Below are 19973 nucleotides of genomic sequence, written 5' to 3' on the forward strand. Positions count from 1 at the left end.
TGCCAGGCACAAGGCCTGGCATTCGGGTGCAGCGCAAAGCCGGTCAATCAGAACGGCAGCTTCATACCCGGTGGCAGTTGCATGCCAGCGGTCACGCCGCCCATTTTTTCCTGGCTGTTGGCTTCGATCTTGCGCACGGCGTCGTTGACGGCAGCGGCGAACAAGTCTTCCAGCACTTCGCGGTCGTCATCGCTGACGCCCTCGAGCAGGCTGGGGTCGATGCTGACGCGCTTGATGTCGTGACGACCGGTCATCACCACGCTGACCATATCGCCACCGGCTTTACCGGTGACTTCGGCGTTGGCCAGTTCTTCCTGCATCTTGGCCATCTTTTCCTGCATCTGCTGCGCCTGCTTCATCAGGCCGGCCATGCCACCTTTCATCATGGGAATTACCTCAAAAGTACGTGGATCAAATTAGTCGCCCGGTTCATGACGCCTGGGGCGCCGGGGCTTCGACAGGTTCAATAGTATCGTGACGGACGACCGCACCGAACTGTTGCATCATTTGTTGGATAAGCGGATCAGCCTGGATCGACGCCTCGGCGTCGCGCTGACGGTTCAAGCGCCGACGCGTCGCAGCCTGGGCCGGGGTTTCCTGCTCGGGCTTGATCAACTCGATGGCGATGGTCAGCGTGCGCCCATGGTACTGGTTGAGCGCATCGTTGAGCCGGCGCTGCTGAGTGGCATTGAACAAGGCGCTGTGGGCCGGGTCCAGGTGCAGCAGCCAGTGGTCGCCGTCGATGGCAATCAACGTGCAGTTGGCCGCGATACTGGCGGTCATGCCGGAGATCGGCAATTTTGGAAACAATTCCAGCCATTGCAGGGCCAGGCCAGTGGCCGGGGCGGCGGCAGGCTCCACCTCCGGCTCGGGGGCCGGCTCGGCGGTGTGTTCGCTGGCAAGTTCGTCCAGGTAGCTGTAGGCCGAATCCATGTCCGGCTCGATGTAGTCTTCGTCCAGCGGCGGTTCGTCGTCGAGGTCGATGCCGGGGGTGGCCGCCTCAACCTGGGCGACAGTCGGCTCGGGCACAGGCGCGGATACCCACTCCGGCGCATCCGGCACCACGCTGTCCGGGGTCGGCGTGGGCATGGGCGTCAATTCCGGCTGCTCACCAGTGGTGTCCAGCACCGGCTCCACGGCGGGCTGTTGCTCGGGCTCGACGGGCGCTTCAACCGGGTCATTCCAGGGCAGATCGACCACCGGGGCGACTTGCGGCTCAGGCTCTGGTTCTGGCTCGATAACCGCTTCAGGCGCGGCCACCGGGGCGGCCACCACAGGCTCGGGAACCGCTGCGGGCGCAGCCACCACTGGCGCAACCACCGCCGCGCCAGCCACTGGTTTGGTGGAATCAACTGTGGCCTGGCTGATCCCCACTGGCTTTAGCGGCTGTCTCGGCGCATCCGCCGAGTCGGCGGGCCGGAAGGCCAGCATCCGCAGCAGCACCATCTCGAAGCCCCCTCGCGGGTCCGGCGCCAGGGGCAGGTCACGGCGGCCGATCAGGCCCATCTGGTAATAGAACTGCACATCTTCGGCCGGCAGCGCCTGGGCAAGCGCCAACACGCGGTCGCGGTCGCCATGGCCGTTATCGACACCCTCAGGCAATGCCTGGGCGATGGCGACGCGGTGCAGCACATTGAGGATTTCCGAGAGCACACCGTTCCAGTCCGGGCCTTGCTCGGACAAGTGGCGCACGGCTTCGAGCAACGCCTTGGCGTCGCCCTCGATCAGCGCGTGCAGCACGTCGAACACCTGGCCGTGGTCCAGCGTGCCGAGCATGGCGCGCACATCGGCGGCCAGGACCTTGCCTTCTCCGAAGGCGATGGCCTGGTCGGTGAGGCTCATGGCATCACGCATCGAGCCATCGGCAGCGCGGCCAAGCAGCCACAGCGCGTCGTCTTCGAACGGTACATTCTCGACGCCCAGCACGTGGGTCAAATGCTCGACCACCCGCTCAGGGGTCATGTTCTTCAGGGAGAACTGCAGGCACCGCGACAAAATAGTCGCAGGAAGTTTCTGCGGGTCGGTGGTGGCCAGGATGAATTTGACGTAGGGCGGCGGCTCTTCCAGGGTTTTCAACAGCGCGTTGAAGGAATGGCTGGACAGCATGTGCACTTCGTCGATCAGGTAGACCTTGAAGCGGCCACGGCTCGGCGCGTACTGCACGTTGTCGAGCAGCTCGCGGGTGTCTTCGACCTTGGTGCGGCTGGCGGCGTCGATCTCGATCAGGTCGACGAAACGCCCTTCGTCGATCTCGCGGCACACCGAACAGGTGCCGCAAGGGGTCGATGTGATACCGGTTTCACAATTCAGGCATTTGGCGATGATGCGCGCAATCGTGGTCTTGCCCACCCCGCGCGTACCGGTGAACAGGTAGGCGTGGTGCAGCCGCTGGCTGTCCAAGGCATTGATCAGAGCCTTGAGCACATGGGTCTGGCCGACCATTTCGCGGAACGAGCGCGGGCGCCATTTACGTGCAAGAACCTGATAACTCATCGAAAACCGTCGCAACTGGGAAGCGGAAGCCGGTAATGCTAGCGGAGCAGGGGGGAAATTGCATCCGGCACGCTCATAAAGTCGCCTCCCGCAGGTTTAAATCTTCGGCGCCACCAACCGTGCGTACTGCTCCTGGCTGATCCAGCCCGTGAACGAACGGTCATCGGCATTGATGAACTCGACCTGCGCCCAGCCGTCCTTGAAGGCCAGCACCCCCACCACATCATTCTTGACGATGTAGGGTCGCTTGGCGGCTTTGGCACCCGGGGCTTTCAACAGGTAAGCCTTGTCGGCCGATACAGTCACCAAACCGATCCATTTTTTCCTGGCGGTCTGGTTCAGCTCCAGGCCCGTCGCAATCTCTGGCATCAACACATTGATGCAACCAGGATGCTGACGGCCTTGCGCCACGGTCAGGCTCACGCCGTCGGACGCTGCCGCCACGCTGCCGGGATACGCCACATCGAGCCAGGTGGTCAGCGCCTCGGGCGTGCCCTGCAGAAAGAACCTGCAGCCCCGCGTCACGCCCTCGCCCAGGCTTTCCGAGTAGAACCCTTCGACCTGCTGCTGTGGCGTCACTGCCAGCATCAGCCCTTCGTACTTACCCGAATGCAACGCGGCCGAGCCTGCCAGGGCCGGCACCACGGCGCACAGCGACAACACACCTACCGCCAGAAAACGAATCATCTTATTTCTTCCCTTCCAGTACGTCGTAGGCCTGCTTCATCAGCACGTCGTAGTTGCCATAGTCCTCACCGTTATAGTTGCGGGCCATGGCGGTAAAGTCCTTGTTTTTCATCGCACTCATCAACGCGGTATTTTTGCCGCAAAGGGCCAGGTAGGCCTTGAGCTGATTGCCGGCATTCACTTTCATTGACGCCACGAACTCAAATACCGTCTTGAACCCGCACGACGCAAAATTGAACCCCATGATCTGGAACATGCCCCACGAGGCCGACATCAACGCTGCTTCCTGGTCCAGCGCGAACGCAGTGGCCATGGTTTCCCAGGCCTTGACCTGATCCTTGTTGTTGGCCTGCCACTGCGGCCCGGCTTTTTTCTTGTAGATGTACGACAGCAGCGGGTGCGCCTGGTCGTAGATGTGCTTGGTGTATTTGCGAAATTGATGGCCTTCGAAGGCGATGATCGGCAACTTGGCCGGCCCGAAGCCCACCTTCCCGCCCGACTCCACGGTGGCGAATGCCTTGATGACATTCACCGAGATACCGTTGCCCAGTTGCTTGGCAGCGTTCTGGAAGTCCGTTTCGCTCAGCGTCGTGCCGCCGTCGCAGGTGGCCTGCATCATCAGCTGCCGGTTACGCCGTTCGGCCTCGATCACCGCGCGCACCTGGTTGAGGTAGACATTGACCGTGGCCTGCACCGCATCGGCATTGTTATTGCCGAACGCGTTGAGAAAGCTCGGAATACGCGTGGTCGGGAAGGCCTGCACCGGCACCTTCACCGCCTCTTCGATCAAGCTGTTGAACGTGCGCCCGGTGGGGTCGATGACGCCATCGGGGTGGGCATATTTGAGATGACGGAACTGGTACTGGCTGATGCACTGCACCAACTGGCCGTCGCATTTGCCGTTTTCGGGCAGGGGGAAACCCATTTTGGGGATGATCAGGTTGAATAAATACTGGATGCACTGAACATCGGCAGGCAAGTTGCGAGCTTTACCGGGCGCGCCGACCGAGGCACTGATAAGACGAGGCAACCCTTGCAGGCTTTTCATGACAGACATCCTTGTGAGTTAAAGAAGTGAGAGCACTTCAATACCGATCCGCGCCGTTGGCATACGCCGAAACAAGCAGCCGGCGCACGCTAACAAGGTGGTTTGGGGTTGTCCAGAGGGGGTTTGGAAAGTTGTGAATCAGCCAGGGTAAATCACTCAGTAGCCATGCACGTCACGGGTCTTCTGGTACTGGTGGTAGTCGATCCACTCGACCACGTCATAGGGCAGATAAAGCTGCGTTGTGGCCCGGGAAATGGCGATATACACCGCGCACAGGCGCTGATCGAACGCATAGGCGTCCTTGAATTTCACATTGGTCAACAGCTCAGGCGTGAGCAACACCTGATCGAATTCCATGCCGCCAGCGTCCTGGGCCAGCATCAATAAACAGCGCTCGCCCGGATGGCCGCTCAGCCTGTTCAAGCGGGTCACGTCGGCGACGTTGAAGCCTTTTTCCAGCTCGGCCTCGACCCACAGGAATGCCTCATCGAACCGGCACGCGTCGCGCACTTGCTGCCAGTCGGCCAGATCGCTGAAAAACGGATGGGGCCCGCGGTCACTGTGCTCGCTGCCATAGAACTCTGGCTTGAACAGCGCGATGACGGTGTCCATGAAGTGCTTGAGGTCCTGCTGCGCTTCATTGCTGGGAAAGGCACAGGCACATCGCTCTTCGCTCAGTTGGATGAGCCATTTCATGGTGTCCCAGTGGGACGCGGTCAGCACCACGCAGCCGGGTGGCGGTACGAAGCCCTGGGGATACAGCTCGATACCGACGTCAGCGTCCCGCGCACCCTCGAAGAGCACCTTGCTTTTCTCCGAATGCTGGCTGATCAGCGGATTGACCAGGCGCTCGACATTGCGCCCGGAACGCACGGAGTAGCTCACATCCGTGTGACGAACCTCACGGGCACGCCTGACCATCACCCCGCTGGCCTGCTGATACTCATCGCCCAGGGTAATCAGCACCTGGCGACCGCGTTCGATGATTTGCAGCAAGGGCGCCGGAATGTCCTGGCTCTCGTCAATCAGCACATGGGTATAGCGATCAGGCACCACACTGCCCGCCAGGCTTGCGCGCTTGATCATCAACAAGGCTTCGAACCCGGTGTGGCTGCTCCAGGCCGCATTCGCCTCCAGGTAGCCCCATAACCGGCTGGAATATTCGACCAACGCCTGGGCATCGACAGAGGACAACGGTTGCTTGAAATGCGGCAGATGCTTGGCCGACAGGCTGTAATCCCAGGAGCGGCAGTAGCTTTCAAGCACCTTGAGGCACACATCCAGCACCGCCTGCCCTTCCAGGCGACGAAAACCGAAGATGTTCAGTTGCTGGGCCAGTGCCTGTTTGCTCGGGACGCGCACTTGCGCATTCACCGGCTGTGGCCTGGGGCCATGCAACAAGGCATGCGCGAACGCCTGGAAGGTATGCCCGGCCTTTCGCTCCCGCGTGCCCACCATGCGTGCGCGCAAGGTCTCGAGCTTGGCCGGTGTACGTGCCAGCAGCAAGGCCTTTTCGGGGCGCAAGTGCTCCATCAGCGCCACCAGCAGGTGACTCTTGCCAATGCCGGCGTACCCCTGGACGTGCAGGTCTTCGTTCAGGTTGGCGCGAAAGGTCCTGACCAGTTTGTCCTGCTCGGCACTCAACCAGCGCTCGCGGTGCCTGGGCGTGACCATCTGCTGGCGGAACGGGTTGTTGGCCTTGAGGTGACGAACTTTGTATTCGACGTCCCATTTTCCGTCGGGCAACAGGTAGGTTCGCGCCAGGACTTCATCGGCCAGCAGAAAACGCAACTTCAGGCTCTTGACCACATTCAGGCCGAAGTACAGCTTGCGTGGGTCAAACAGCCGCTGCGCTTCCGACAGCAAGCTCACGGCAGCTGAATGCCTGGCATCCACCGCCCAGCCAATGAGCTTGGCCAGCACCCGTTCAGCGCCCACCGCGCTCAATTCGTTTTCCGGCATTTGCGCAAGATTCTGGATCACCAGCACCGCTGCCAGCTCTGGCTCGCTCAGGGCTACGAGCGCATTGGCAGCGTCGGCGCCCAGCAAACCCGCACAGGTTTCATCCGTGATCGGCAGGAATACAGGGCTGGATAGATCAAAATGTTCCGAATGCATACGGCCTCATAGCCAGGGGAGAAACGCTTGGGAGTATGCCACTCGCGGTGAAATAGCCGTCATGAACTGTGCAACAAGCGTCACAGATGATTGGCTGGGGATATGGATTCAGAGAAGGGTACTACAGGAAGGAGCGTTATGGAGGCAACCCCACCAGCCACACCCCGGCACACAATGTTCCCGCTGTGGCTGCTGCCTTCCGGCTCTGACCAGGTTCACGGGTAATCGTTGCGGGGGGACCGATGGGGTCACCATAACGACGCTCGCCTCTCGGCAAGCGGGGCCATTGTACCGATCTCATCGGAAGTTACAACCGTAAAAAATGAGAAGCTTCAAGTACTTGCCATGGCCTTCAACAATGACGCTATCCAATGTGGGGGGGGCTTGCTCCCGATGGCGGTGGGTCAGCCACTGATGAGTAGACTGACACTCCGTCATCGGGGGCAAGCCCCCTCCCACATTTTTTTATCATTGTGCCTGTAGGACCTCATCGGCCCGGCCGCCCTCTTCCTGGATTACCAGGTGGATGAAGTGCAGCTTGGCGATCACCGCTGGCGGCAGCACGAAGGGGTAAAAGTCCGGCTGGCCCATGCTGCGCGACAATTCGTTGAGCATGCCGGCCAGTTCGATCCAGGCGTTGACGAAGGAGAGGAACGCCGCACCGCCAGGGTGCTCGGGGTCGTACAGCGTGGTCAGGGGGAACGGCTGGTAATCCAGGTCCATCTCGCGGGCGCTCATGCCGAAGCCCAAGGCGGTGTCGACCGCGTCCATCATATGCAGGTAATGCGCCCAGGTTTCGGCCCAATCTTCCCAAGGGTGCATGGTCGCGTAGGCGCTGACGCAGTTTTGCTGCCAGTCCGGACGTGGTCCGTTCTGGTAGTGCTGGTCGAGCGCGTCGGCGTAACTGGCGCGTTCGTCGCCGAACAGCCTGCGAAACGGCTCAAGCCAGTGGCTGCCTGCGATCAGGCGATCCCAGTAATAGTGGCCGACCTCATGACGAAAGTGCCCGAGCAGCGTGCGGTAGGGCTCGCGCATCTGCACGCGGATCTTTTCCCGATGGGCGTCGTCGGCTTCCTTGATATCAAGCGTAATCAGGCCGTTGGCGTGACCGGTGGTGGGCGCATTGCCTTGCAGGTCGACGCCGACGAAGTCAAACGCCAGGCCGGTGTCTTCGTCGACGCGTTTGGGCACCACCTGCAGGCCCAGGCTGATCAGTTGCGCCACCAGTCGGCGCTTGGCGGTTTCCACCTTGCGCCAGCGTTCGGGATTTTCCGGGACGGACAAGTCGGGGATGGTGCGGTTCAGGCTGCAGGCCACGCATAAGGGAAAGGTGCTGTGCGCCGGGATCAGCCAGTTGCAGGCGGCCGGGGTCTCGAGGTTGGCGCAACGGCGAAAGGCGCCTGCGTCGAGGTTGTCATCCATCAGCCAGGTGTCGACTGCGGGGCCGGGCTGCAGTGAGGACAGGCGGCTTTGCCAGGGGTGATAGCCCAGCAGCGCCGAGCAGGCCAGGCACTGGCTGTTGCGAAAGAACAACGACTGGCCGCAGCGGCATTGCCATACCTTGCTGTTACGCGAAGATCCGGCCATGAACGGTGCAGCGATACGCGAGCTGAGCTGGTCGAAGTAGCGGAACATGGCGATCTTTCCCTGGGATGACTGAGACTAGATCATTTCCCTCGCAGGATCGTTCCCACGCTCAGCATGGGAATGCATACGGTGACGCTCTGCGTCATGCCTTGGAAGAGCAGACGCGGAGCGTCCGGGGTGGCATTCCCACGCGGAGCGTGGGAATGATCGTCATACGGGTATGTTGTGCTTGGCCAGGAAGGCGACGAAGGCCTCCTCGTCCAGCACTTTAAGCCCCAGTTCGCTGGCCTTGGCCAACTTGGAACCAGCGCCGGGCCCGGCCACCACGCAATGGGTCTTGGCCGAAACGGAACCGGCCACCTTGGCGCCGAGGCTTTCCAGCTTGTCCTTGGCCACGTCGCGGCTCATCAACTCCAGGGAGCCGGTGAGCACCCAGGTATGCCCGGCTTCCGGCAGGCCTTCGACGACCTTCTTCTCGCTCTGCCAGTGCATGCCGAAGTCTTTGAGCTGCTGCTCGATGGCCAGGGCATGGCGGGCGTTGTCCGGATTGTCGAAGAACTCACGCACGGCCTTGGCCTGTTTTTCGGGCAGTGCCTGGCGCATGTCCAGCCAGTCGGCCTTGATCACGCCTTCGAGGCTGCCGAACTTGTCCGCCAGTTTTTGCGCCGCGCCCGGCCCCACGGAGGGCACGTGCAGCTTGTCGAGCAGGCCGCCCAGGGTGGTGCTGGCGGCGAATTCGGCGCTCAGGTCGCCCTGCTCCTGCAATTGCAGGGCGCATTCATCGGGCGAGAGCAGCGCGCCGATCACGTCCTGGTTATGGCTGTCTTCAAAGAAGCTATGGATCTCGTGCGCCACTTCCAGGCCCACGTCCGGCAAGTATGTCAGCACCTCCGGCAATGCCTTCTGCACACGCTCGAGGGAGGCCAGGGAGCGCGCCAGCACCTTAGCGGTCTCCTCGCCCACATCGGGAATACCCAGGGCGTAGATAAACCGCGCCAGGGTCGGCGTCTTGCTGTTTTCGATGGCGGCGATCAGCTTCTTGCTGGAAATATCGGCAAAACCTTCCAGGTCGATGATCTGCTCGTACTTGAGCTTGTAGAGGTCGGCGGGCGAGCCGATGAGTTTTTCATCCACCAGTTGCTCGATGGTCTTGTCGCCCAGGCCGTCGATGTCCATGGCGCGGCGCGAGACGAAATGAATGATCGCCTGCTTGAGCTGCGCGCCACAGGCCAGGCGCCCGACGCAGCGGTACACCGCGCCTTCGCTGACGGTTTCCTTGCCCTTGCTGCGCTTGACCAGCTGCGTGCGCTCCACATGGGAACCGCATACCGGGCAGTGCTCGGGGATCTGCACGGCGCGGGCGTGCTCCGGGCGACGCTCGGCCACCACCGACACCACCTGCGGGATCACATCCCCGGCGCGGCGGATGATTACTGTATCGCCGATCATCAGGCCCAGGCGCGCCACTTCGTCCATGTTGTGCAGGGTGGCGTTGGACACGGTCACACCCGCGACCTTGACCGGCTTCAAACGCGCCACGGGCGTGACGGCACCGGTGCGGCCGACCTGGAATTCCACGTCGAGCAACTCGGTCAGCTCTTCCATGGCCGGGAATTTATGCGCAATGGCCCAGCGCGGCTCGCGGGCGCGGAAGCCCAGTTCACGCTGGGAGGCGATGCTGTTGACCTTGAACACCACGCCGTCGATTTCATACGACAGGCTGTTGCGCCGCGCGCCGATGTCGCGGTAGTAGTCCAGGCATTCCTGAATGCCCTTGGCCAGTTTCAGTTCATGACTGATCGGCATGCCCCACTTCTGCAACTGCTTGAGGTTACCGATATGGGTGTCACTGATATCCGCCGTCACTTGGCCGATGCCATAGCAGCAGAATTCCAGCGGGCGGCTGGCGGTGATCTTCGAATCCAGTTGGCGCAGGCTGCCAGCGGCCGCATTGCGCGGGTTGGCGAAGGTTTTGCCGCCAACCTCCAGTTGCGAGGCATTCAGGCGTTCGAACCCGGCCTTGGACATGAACACTTCACCGCGCACCTCCAAGGTGGCCGGCCAGCCGCTGCCGTGCAGCTTCAACGGGATGTTACGCACGGTGCGCACATTGACGCTGATGTCTTCGCCGGTGGTGCCATCGCCTCGGGTCGCGCCGCGTACCAACTCGCCGTCCTGATACAGCAGGCTGACCGCCAGGCCGTCCAGCTTCGGCTCGCAGCTGTATTCGACGCTGGCGAACAGGTCACCGGCCGGCAGGTCCAGCCCCTCGGTCACCCGCCGATCGAATTCGAGCATGGTCGCTTCATCGAAGGCGTTGCCCAGGCTGAGCATGGGGATTTCATGCCTGACTTGGGTGAACGCCGACAGCGCCGCACTGCCGACCCGCTGCGTCGGCGAATCACGCGTCACCAGTTCCGGATGCTCGGCCTCCAGAGCCTTGAGCTCATGGAACAAGCGGTCGTACTCGACGTCCGGAATGCTCGGTTCGTCGAGGACGTGGTAGCGGTAGTTGTGCTGATCCAGTTCAGCGCGCAGTTCAAGGATGCGGGTATGGGCGGCGGTCATGGGTGTTCTCTCATAAAGCAAAAGAGCAGCCGAAGCTGCTCAATATGTTAGTGCGCTTATTCTACTGACAACGCCGAAGCGCAATCCTCAGCGTTTCCGTGTCAGGGCGCGACGCTCGAACTCGACGATGCGCTGACGGTAATGCTCGATAGTCTGGGCGGTGAGCACGCTGCGTTGGTCGTCCTTGAGCTCGCCGTTCAGTTCCTGGGACAGCTTGCGCGCTGCAGCCACCATCACATCGAACGCTTGTTTCGGGTGACGCGGGCCTGGCAGGCCGAGGAAGAAACTGACCGCCGGGGTGCTGAACAGGTCGATATCGTCCAGGTCGAACGTGCCCGGCTTGACCGCGTTGGCCATGGAGAACAGCACTTCGCCGTTACCCGCCATGCTTTCGTGACGGTGGAAAATATCCATCTCGCCAAAGCGCAGGCCGCTTTCAAGGATATTCTGCAACAGCGCCGGGCCTTTGAAGCCACCGGCATCGCGGCAGATCACACTGATCACCAGCACTTCTTCGGCGGCCGGCTGATCGTTGACCGATTGGCGCGGGGCGTTCTTGCCGGCGTTTTCATCCGGGAAGTCATCGTCGCGGCTGCTGAAGCTCGGGCCTTCGTCGACATCGAGGTTCAAGTCGCCCTGATGCGGCTCGGCCACGCCAGCACTGCCGCGCTTGCCACGCTTGGACGACGGCTCACGGGCTTCACGCACCGGCGCGCTCATCGACGGCAGGTCGTGCTCGTCCAGTTGCGGTTCCTTGTGGGTGTCCAGCACACGGGGAGGCCCCAGCAACTCGGCGCTGCCGTCGTCGTCGGGCAAGTTGGACAGGTTCCGGTCCAGGCGGAATTTAAGCTTGCCCTTGCCACCGCGCATGCGGCGCCAGCCATCAAAAAGAATACCGGCAATGACAATGATGCCGATGACGATCAGCCACTCGCGCAGACCGATTTCCATGTAATCCCGTGCCTCTATAAAAAATGCTGAAAAATAAGGGGTTTAGCACCGTGCAAACCGCTTTAAAACGTGGCGCCAACTCTATGTTCTGACTGACGTTTTGCCCACGCATACGAAAAATTGACATTAAACTAGCACGACCAAAGATAACTTTACACCGTCTGTCAAAATGCCTTGAACAAATATGTCCATTTGCCACTTTTGCCAAACCGGTAAATCGCCCTACGGCGTGCCGTAAAAATTCCTTCCTGCCTTACCTCAGGATTCCACCATCTTCATCGCTTCTTCCACATCCACCGCCACCAAACGCGAACAGCCTGGCTCGTGCATCGTCACGCCCATCAACTGATCGGCCATTTCCATGGCGATCTTGTTGTGGGTGATATAGATGAACTGCACGGTCTGGGACATCTCCTTGACCAGCCGAGCGTAGCGTCCAACGTTAGCGTCATCCAGCGGTGCGTCAACTTCGTCGAGCATGCAGAACGGTGCCGGGTTCAGCTTGAAAATGGCAAATACCAGCGCCAGCGCCGTCAGGGCCTTTTCGCCGCCGGACAACAAATGGATGGTGCTGTTCTTCTTGCCCGGAGGCCGCGCCATGATCGTTACCCCTGTATCGAGTAGATCTTCGCCCGTCAGTTCCAAGTAGGCGCTGCCACCACCGAAAACTTTTGGGAATAACGCCTGTAAACCGCCATTAATCTGATCAAAGGTATCCTTGAAGCGGTTGCGGGTCTCCTTGTCGATCTTGCGGATCACGTTTTCCAGGGTGTCGAGGGCTTCGACCAGGTCGGCGTCCTGGGCATCCAGATAACGCTTGCGCTCGGACTGCTGCTGGTACTCATCGATGGCCGCGAGGTTGATCGCACCGAGTCGCTGGATACGCGCGGCAATTCGCTCAAGTTCTTCTTCGGCGTCTTTTTCGTTGGCCTGGGCGGTCAGTGTGTTGAGCACGCCGTGCAGGTCATAACCGTCTTCGAGCAGTTGATCCTGCAAAGTCTTGCGGCGCACGGTCAGCGCTTGCCATTCCATGCGCTGTTGTTCGAGCTGGCCCCGAATCAACTGGGACTGCTGCTCGGCCACGGTGCGGCGCTTTTCGGCGTCGCGCAGTTCGCGGTCGGCGTCTTCCAGGGCGATCTGCGCGGTCTTGAGTTCTTCGTCGACGCTCATGCGTTTGTCGAGCAGTTCTTCAAGCTTGAGGCGCAGCTCTTCAAGGGGCGCTTCGCCCTCCTCCAGGTTGAGGCTCAATTGCTCGCGCTTTTCGGTGAGGCGTTCCGATTGCATCTCCAGGCGCTCGAGGGCCTGGCGCGTGGAATCATGTTGGGCACGCAACGAGCCCAGGCGCACCGCCAACTGGTGGGCGTGGTCCTTGTGCTGACGGGCTTCCTGGCGTACGCGGTCGAGGCGTTCGCGCAGGCTGTCGCGCTGGGCCAGCAGCAGTTCGCGCTGCTCGGTGTCCAGGGCCATGCTGTCGAGGGCTTCCTGCAGGTGCAGGCGCGCTTCGCCGACCTGTTCATGCTCCAGGGCGCGCTGTTCGCCCATCTCGGCGACTTCTTCGTCAAGGCGGGTGCGGCGCAGGGTCAACTGTTCGACCTTGGCCTTGCTCGCCGACAACTGGGCTTTGAGTTCGCCTTGCTGGCGCGCCTCGTCCTGCAACAGACGGCGCAGGTGTTCGCGGCCGGTCTCTTGCTGGCGCTGGGTAGCGCGCAGGGTTTGCAGTTCGGTTTCCAGGCTTTCCAGGGTGGCTTCGCGCTCTTCACGCTCGGCGCTCAGGTTGACGATTTCCTGACCACGGGCCAATACGCCGCTTTCAGCTTCGCTGGCGCGGCGCACGCGCAGAAAGTGCCGGCCGACCCAGTAACCGTCGCGGCTGATCAGGCTTTCGCCGGCCGCTAACTGGCCGCGTTGGGCCAAAGCCTGCTCAAGGGTTTCCACAGGCTTGACCTGGCCCAGCCACGGCGACAGGTCAATCGCCGCCTCGACCTTGTCCAGCAGGCTGCCCGGCACGCGCGTGCCATCGGCGGCCGGGCTGAGCAGGCGCAAGTCACCCTGGGCAAAACCGGCCAGGTCGAAGCCGCCAAAATCATCCACCAGCACCGCTTGCAGGTCGGCGCCCAACACGGTTTCCACCGCCAGCTCCCAACCGGCTTCTACTTTCAAACCCTCGGCCAGGCGCGGGCGTTCGGCCAGGTGCTGGTCGCGCAGCCATTCGGCGGTGCCGGTGCCGGGGTCCAGCGCGGCTTGCTGCAAGGCTTCGAGCGATGCCAGCCGCCCGTTGAGCCGCTGCAGATCGCCCTGGGCCTGCTGCTGCGCCTGGGTTGCGGTGTGCAGTTGCTGGCGCAATTGCTCAAGGCGTTCCACTTGCTGCGCTTCGCTGGCCTCGAGCTCTTCCAGGGTCATTTCGCTTTCGGCCAGTTGCTCGCTCAACTGCAGGATCGCCGCGTCTTCCGGATCGGCGGCGAGCAACACGCGCTCTTCCTGCAGACGGCGCTGACGCTCGGCCAAACGCTCCATGCTGGTTTCCAGTTGCTGGATACGCGACTGCTGCACCTCGGCCTGACGCCGTGGTTCGGCGGATTTGAGGTTAAACGTGTCCCACTGCTCCTGCCAGCCGTGCATGCTGGTTTCGGCCTCTTCCAACGCCGCCGCTGCTTCTTCGGCGGCGGCGCTGGTGATTTCCTGTTCGGGGGTGAGCATGTCCAGCTCTTCGCCCAGGGTCAGCAGCAAGGTGCGGTCGTGACCCAGGTGCGATTCAGTCTCCAGGCGCGCGCGTTCGGCTTCCTTCAGATCGTCCTGCAACTGGCGCAGACGCTGCTGGCCGTGCTGGATGCTCTGTTCGACCCGGGCAATGTCGCCGCCCACCGAATAGAAGCGCCCCTGCACCAGATTGAAGCGTTCGGACAGCTCATGGTGCCCGTCCCGCAGGCGTTCGATACTGGCGTCGGCGTTGCGCTGCTCGGCCACCAGCGCTTCGAAGCTGACTTCCTGGGTGCCGATGATCGCCTCGCGCTGGCCAACCTGTTCGTTCAACGCCTGCCAGCGCAGGGCCGACAATTGGGCCTTGAGCTGGCGCTCTTCGGCCTTGTATTCCTGATACTTCTCGGCGGCCTGGGCCTGGCGGTGCAGGCGCTCCAGCTGGCGCTCCAGTTCTTCGCGCAGGTCGGTCAGGCGGGCGAGGTTTTCATGGGTGCGGCGGATGCGGTTTTCGGTCTCGCGGCGGCGCTCCTTGTATTTGGAGATGCCCGCCGCTTCCTCGATAAAGTTGCGCAGGTCTTCAGGCTTGGCTTCGATCAGCTTGGAGATCATGCCCTGCTCGATGATCGAGTAGCTGCGCGGGCCCAGGCCTGTGCCGAGGAAGATATCGGTGATATCGCGTCGACGGCATTTGGTGCCGTTGAGGAAGTAACTGTTCTGGCTGTCGCGCGTGACTTTACGGCGGATGGAGATTTCGGCGTAGGCCGCGTACTCGCCGACCAGGGTACCGTCGGAGTTGTCGAACACCAGTTCGATGCTGGCCTGGCTCACCGGCTTGCGGCTGGTGGAGCCGTTGAAGATGACGTCGGTCATCGACTCGCCGCGCAGGTTTTTCGCCGAGCTCTCGCCCATCACCCAACGGACGGCGTCGATGATGTTCGACTTGCCGCAGCCATTGGGCCCGACCACCGCCGCCATATTACTGGGGAAGTTCACCGTGGTCGGGTCGACGAAGGATTTGAACCCCGCCAACTTGATGCACTTGAGCCGCACGCTTAGGCGTCCGCCAACGCTGCGATCACCAGCGAGCTGCTGCGCTGGCAGTAAGCCGACAACACCAGGCGGATCTGCGCCAGGTCACGGGCCAGTACGGCAGCGAGCAGCTGTTCGAACAGCGTCAGGTACTCGCTCATTTCCGCCTTGCGCTGCTCCAGGGCCAAATAATAGGCACGGTTCATCGCCGGCTGCAGGTTCTCGACGGTTTCCTGCAGATACGGGTTGTTGGCGAAGGGGTACGCGGCGCGCATCACATTGAAGCTTTCTTCGACGAAGGCGCGGATGTCCTGGCGCTCATAGCTGGCCATCAGGCGCTGCTGGATTTGCAGGAAGGGCGCCATGTCGGCCTGGGTCTGCCAGCCTTCGGCAACCGCATTGCCGAGCAGGATGTACATCTCGCCCATCAACGTACACAGGCTCTGCACTTTGTGTGCGCTGAGTTCGGTGACGTGGGCGCCACGGCGCGGCAGGATCGCGATCAAGTGCCGGCGCTCGAGGATCAGCAGGGCTTCGCGCACGGAACCACGGCTGACATTCAGCGCCAGCGTGACTTTCTGTTCCTGGATCCGCTCCCCAGGCTTGAGATCGCCGCGAATGATACGTTCGGCGAGGTGGTGAGCGATTTGCTCGGCGAGACTGTCCGGCGCCTTGAACGTCATGTTTTCCCTTCAAAATCTGCTATCGGTACAAGCGCGGCAGTGTAGCGCATTGGCCCGCTGATGGCGCTACGCCCACGGTGGCGAATTTGGCATGAAACACGCAAGCCTGGAAAGCCACAAGCCCCTGAAAACACCGGTTCCAGAAGACTGAACCATAATTGAATAGGTTGTGACCGCAGTTTCTTGACCCTTAGGTCAGAAAATCATTGACCGAAAAGTCAGACATGACTAGATTCGGCGCAAAGCGGTTAACAACAATAATGAATCTGCGAGGCCTTCCGTGATCCAGTTTTTACTTAACCAGGAACTCCGTAGCGAGCACGCCCTGGACCCCAACCTGACCGTGCTCAACTATTTGCGTGAGCATGTGGGCAAATCCGGCACCAAGGAAGGCTGCGCCAGCGGCGACTGTGGTGCGTGCACCGTGGTGGTCGGTGAGTTGCACCGCAACGATCAAGGCGTCGAGCAGATTCGTTATCGCAGCCTCAATTCGTGCCTGACCTTTGTCTCGTCGCTGCACGGCAAGCAACTGATCAGTGTCGAAGACCTCAAGCACCAGGGCCAACTGCACAGCGTGCAGCAGGCGATGGTCGAGTGCCACGGTTCACAGTGCGGCTTCTGCACCCCGGGTTTCGTGATGTCGTTGTTTGCCCTGCAAAAGAACAGCGACGCCCCCGACAGCCAGAGAGCCCACGAAGCCCTCGCCGGCAATCTGTGCCGCTGCACCGGTTATCGCCCGATTCTGGCCGCCGCCGCACAGGCCTGCTGCAACAAGCCCCAGGACCAGTTCGACAGCCGCGCCGCCCAGACCATCGCGCAGCTCAAGGCGATTGCGCCGACGCAAACCGGTGAACTCAACAGTGGCGACAAACGCTGCCTGGTGCCGTTGACCGTCGCCGACCTGGCCGACCTCTACGACGCTTATCCGCAAGCCCGCCTGCTGGCCGGTGGCACCGACCTGGCGCTGGAAGTCACCCAGTTCCATCGCACCCTGCCGGTGATGATCTACGTCGGCAATATCGAAGAAATGAAGCGCATCGAATCCTTCGACGACCGCCTGGAAATCGGCGCCGCCACCGCCCTCTCCGACTGCTACGCCGCGCTGCACCACGAATACCCCGACTTCGGCGAATTGCTGCATCGCTTCGCCTCGCTGCAGATCCGCAACCAGGGCACCCTCGGCGGCAATATCGGCAACGCCTCGCCGATTGGCGATTCGCCGCCGTTGCTGATCGCCCTTGGCGCACAGATTGTGCTGTGCAAGGGCAATACCCGGCGCACCCTGGCGCTGGAGGACTACTTCATCGACTACCGCGTGACCGCCCGCCAGGACAGCGAATTCATCGAGAAAATCATCGTACCCAAGGGCCACTCACTATTTCGCGCGTACAAGGTTTCCAAGCGCCTGGACGATGATATTTCTGCCGTGTGCGCCGCCTTCAACCTCAAGCTCGACAACGGTGTGGTCAGCGAGGCCCGCGTCGCCTTCGGCGGCATGGCCGCCACCCCCAAGCGCGCCAGGCATTGCGAGACGCAGCTGACGGGCGCCACTTGGAACGCCGCCACCGTGGAGAAAGCCTGCGCCGCCCTGGCCGAGGATTTCACCCCGCTCTCGGACTTCCGCGCCAGCAAGGAATACCGCCTGCTCAGCGCGCAGAACCTATTGCGCAAATACTTCATCGAACTGCAAACGCCGCACATCGAGACTCGGGTGACCGCTTATGTCTAACCATCACGCCGTGGAAAAAACCCAGGCCGAGCTGGCCGAACTGTTCGCCCGCGACCTGACCTCCGGGGTCGGCCGCAGCGTCAAGCATGACAGCGCCGCCAAGCATGTCAGCGGTGAGGCGCAGTACATCGACGACCGCCTCGAGTTTCCCAACCAGTTGCACCTGTATGCGCGCATGTCCGATCGCGCCCACGCGAAAATCCTCAGCATCGACACCGCGCCCTGCTACGCCTTCGACGGCGTGCGTATCGTGATCACCCACGAAGACGTACCGGGCCTGAAAGACATCGGCCCGTTGATGCCCGGCGATCCGCTGCTGGCCATCGACACCGTGCAGTTCGTCGGCCAGGTGGTACTGGCCGTGGCCGCCCGTGATCTTGAGACCGCCCGCAAAGCGGCCATGGCGGCGGTGATCGAATACCAAGACCTGGAGCCGGTACTGGATGTGGTCGAGGCGTTTCGCAACAAACACTTCGTGCTCGACAGCCACACCCACCAACGCGGTGATTCGGCCGGCGCTTTGGCAATGGCTCAACACCGCATCCAGGGCACGCTGCACATCGGCGGCCAGGAACATTTCTACCTGGAGACCCAGATTTCCTCGGTGATGCCCACCGAAGACGGCGGGATGATTGTCTACTGCTCCACGCAGAACCCCACCGAAGTGCAGAAGCTTGTCGCCGAAGTGCTCGACGTGTCGATGAACAAGATCGTCGTCGACATGCGCCGCATGGGCGGTGGCTTCGGCGGCAAGGAAACCCAGGCCGCCAGCCCCGCCTGCCTGTGCGCGGTGGTGGCGCGCCTCACCGGCCAGCCGACCAAGATGCGCCTGCCGCGGGTCGAAGACATGCTGATGACCGGCAAGCGCCACCCGTTCTATATCGAGTACGACGTGGGCTTCGACGACGCCGGCCGTTTGCACGGCATCAACCTGGACCTGGCCGGCAACTGCGGCTGTTCGCCGGACTTGTCCAACTCGATTGTCGACCGCGCGATGTTCCATGCCGATAACGCCTATTACCTGGGCGACGCGACGGTGAACGGCCATCGCTGCAAGACCAACACCGCGTCCAACACCGCTTATCGCGGCTTCGGCGGCCCCCAAGGCATGGTCGCCATCGAGGAAGTGATGGACGCCATCGCCCGCCACCTGGCGCTGGACCCGCTGGCCGTGCGCAAGGCCAATTACTATGGCAAGACCGAGCGCAACGTCACCCACTACTACCAGACCGTCGAGCACAACATGCTCGAAGAAATGACCGCCGAGCTTGAGGCCAGCAGCCAATATGCCGAGCGCCGCGAAGCGGTCCGCCTGTACAACGCCCACAGCCCGATCCTGAAAAAAGGCCTGGCGCTGACGCCGGTCAAATTCGGCATTTCGTTTACCGCCAGCTTCCTCAACCAGGCCGGCGCGCTGATCCACATCTACACCGACGGCAGCATCCACCTCAACCATGGCGGTACCGAGATGGGCCAGGGCCTGAATACCAAGGTCGCCCAGGTGGTGGCCGAAGTGTTCCAGGTGGACATCGACCGCGTGCAGATCACCGCCACCAACACCGACAAGGTGCCCAACACCTCGCCGACGGCGGCCTCCAGCGGCGCCGACCTGAACGGCAAGGCCGCGCAGAATGCCGCCGAAACCATCAAGCAACGCCTGGTGGAATTTGCCGCGCGCAAGTACGACGTCAGCGAGGCGGACGTGGAATTTCGCAACGGTCATGTGCGCGTGCGTGAACAGATCCTGAGCTTCGAGGCGCTGATCCAGCAGGCGTATTTCGCTCAGGTCTCGCTGTCGAGCACTGGCTTCTACAAAACCCCGAAGATCTTCTACGACCGCAGCCAGTCACGAGGACGGCCGTTTTACTACTTCGCCTTTGGCGCGGCGTGCTGCGAAGTGATCGTCGACACCCTGACCGGCGAATACAAGATGCTGCGCACCGACATCCTCCACGACGTGGGCGCCTCGCTGAACCCGGCCATCGACATCGGCCAGGTGGAAGGCGGGTTTATCCAGGGCATGGGCTGGCTGACCATGGAGGAGCTGGTGTGGAACAACAAAGGCAAGCTGATGACGAACGGCCCGGCCAGCTACAAGATCCCGGCGGTGGCGGACATGCCGCTGGACCTGCGGGTCAAGCTGGTGGAAAACCGCAAGAACCCGGAGGACACGGTGTTCCATTCCAAGGCCGTGGGTGAACCGCCGTTCATGCTCGGGATTGCCTCGTGGTGCGCGATCAAGGATGCGGTGGCGAGCCTGGGTGACTATCGGCATCAACCCAGGATCGATGCGCCGGCCACGCCGGAGCGGGTGTTGTGGGGCTGCGAGCAGATGCGGCGGTTGCAAACAAACGCCACTCAAGCTGCAACCGAGCTGGCTTGA

The 19973-nt window shown here is 61.8% G+C and carries 12 protein-coding genes and 1 other RNA gene; 2 read left to right on the forward strand and 11 right to left on the reverse strand.

The window, feature by feature from the left end:
* Positions 1-47: 47 nt before the first annotated feature.
* The 11 genes from C4J88_RS19530 to C4J88_RS19580 form a co-directional block, all read right to left on the reverse strand.
* Positions 48-386 (reverse strand): YbaB/EbfC family nucleoid-associated protein, encoded by a 339-nt coding sequence (locus C4J88_RS19530; RefSeq protein WP_124363899.1) that lies wholly within the window; start codon positions 384-386, stop codon positions 48-50.
* A gap of 43 nt (positions 387-429) precedes the next feature.
* On the reverse strand, positions 430-2493 hold the full coding sequence (gene dnaX, locus C4J88_RS19535; protein ID WP_124407885.1) for a DNA polymerase III subunit gamma/tau: 2064 nt from the start codon (positions 2491-2493) through the stop codon (positions 430-432).
* 96 nt (positions 2494-2589) lie between these two features.
* A complete protein-coding gene (locus tag C4J88_RS19540; RefSeq protein ID WP_124407886.1) occupies positions 2590-3180 on the reverse strand; it encodes a hypothetical protein in 591 nt (196 codons plus the stop codon).
* 1 nt (position 3181) lies between these two features.
* The gene (locus C4J88_RS19545; RefSeq protein WP_124371499.1) at positions 3182-4228 is read right to left on the reverse strand and encodes an N-acetylmuramidase family protein; all 1047 of its coding nucleotides are present in this window, start codon (positions 4226-4228) and stop codon (positions 3182-3184) included.
* 156 nt (positions 4229-4384) lie between these two features.
* Positions 4385-6346, reverse strand: a complete 1962-nt coding sequence (locus tag C4J88_RS19550) for a hypothetical protein (RefSeq protein ID WP_124407887.1) — start codon at positions 6344-6346, stop codon at positions 4385-4387.
* Between the two features lie 148 nt (positions 6347-6494).
* Positions 6495-6591, reverse strand: an RNA gene (gene ffs / locus C4J88_RS19555) — signal recognition particle sRNA small type.
* A gap of 223 nt (positions 6592-6814) precedes the next feature.
* The gene (locus C4J88_RS19560; protein WP_124363907.1) at positions 6815-7981 is read right to left on the reverse strand and encodes a putative zinc-binding metallopeptidase; all 1167 of its coding nucleotides are present in this window, start codon (positions 7979-7981) and stop codon (positions 6815-6817) included.
* Positions 7982-8143: 162 nt separating this feature from the next.
* Positions 8144-10501 carry an NAD-dependent DNA ligase LigA gene (gene ligA, locus C4J88_RS19565; protein ID WP_124407888.1) on the reverse strand — a complete coding sequence of 786 codons (2358 nt, stop codon included), beginning with the start codon at positions 10499-10501 and terminating at the stop codon, positions 8144-8146.
* Between the two features lie 87 nt (positions 10502-10588).
* Complete coding sequence (zipA, locus tag C4J88_RS19570) at positions 10589-11452, reverse strand: cell division protein ZipA (RefSeq protein WP_124407889.1); 864 nt, start codon at positions 11450-11452, stop codon at positions 10589-10591.
* 258 nt (positions 11453-11710) lie between these two features.
* Positions 11711-15199: a chromosome segregation protein SMC gene (gene smc, locus C4J88_RS19575; RefSeq protein WP_124407890.1), complete on the reverse strand. Its 3489-nt coding sequence runs from the start codon at positions 15197-15199 to the stop codon at positions 11711-11713.
* A 2-nt stretch (positions 15200-15201) separates the two neighbouring features.
* A complete protein-coding gene (locus tag C4J88_RS19580) occupies positions 15202-15861 on the reverse strand; it encodes a GntR family transcriptional regulator (protein ID WP_124367941.1) in 660 nt (219 codons plus the stop codon).
* A gap of 280 nt (positions 15862-16141) precedes the next feature.
* Here C4J88_RS19580 and xdhA point away from each other — a divergent pair, with 280 nt between their 5' ends.
* Complete coding sequence (xdhA, locus tag C4J88_RS19585; protein ID WP_124407891.1) at positions 16142-17590, forward strand: xanthine dehydrogenase small subunit; 1449 nt, start codon at positions 16142-16144, stop codon at positions 17588-17590.
* Positions 17583-19973: a xanthine dehydrogenase molybdopterin binding subunit gene (xdhB, locus tag C4J88_RS19590; protein ID WP_124407892.1), complete on the forward strand. Its 2391-nt coding sequence runs from the start codon at positions 17583-17585 to the stop codon at positions 19971-19973. The genes xdhA and xdhB overlap by 8 nt, the downstream gene beginning before the upstream one ends.

The sequence above is a fragment of the Pseudomonas sp. R4-39-08 genome (assembly GCF_003852275.1).
Lineage (GTDB): Bacteria > Pseudomonadota > Gammaproteobacteria > Pseudomonadales > Pseudomonadaceae > Aquipseudomonas.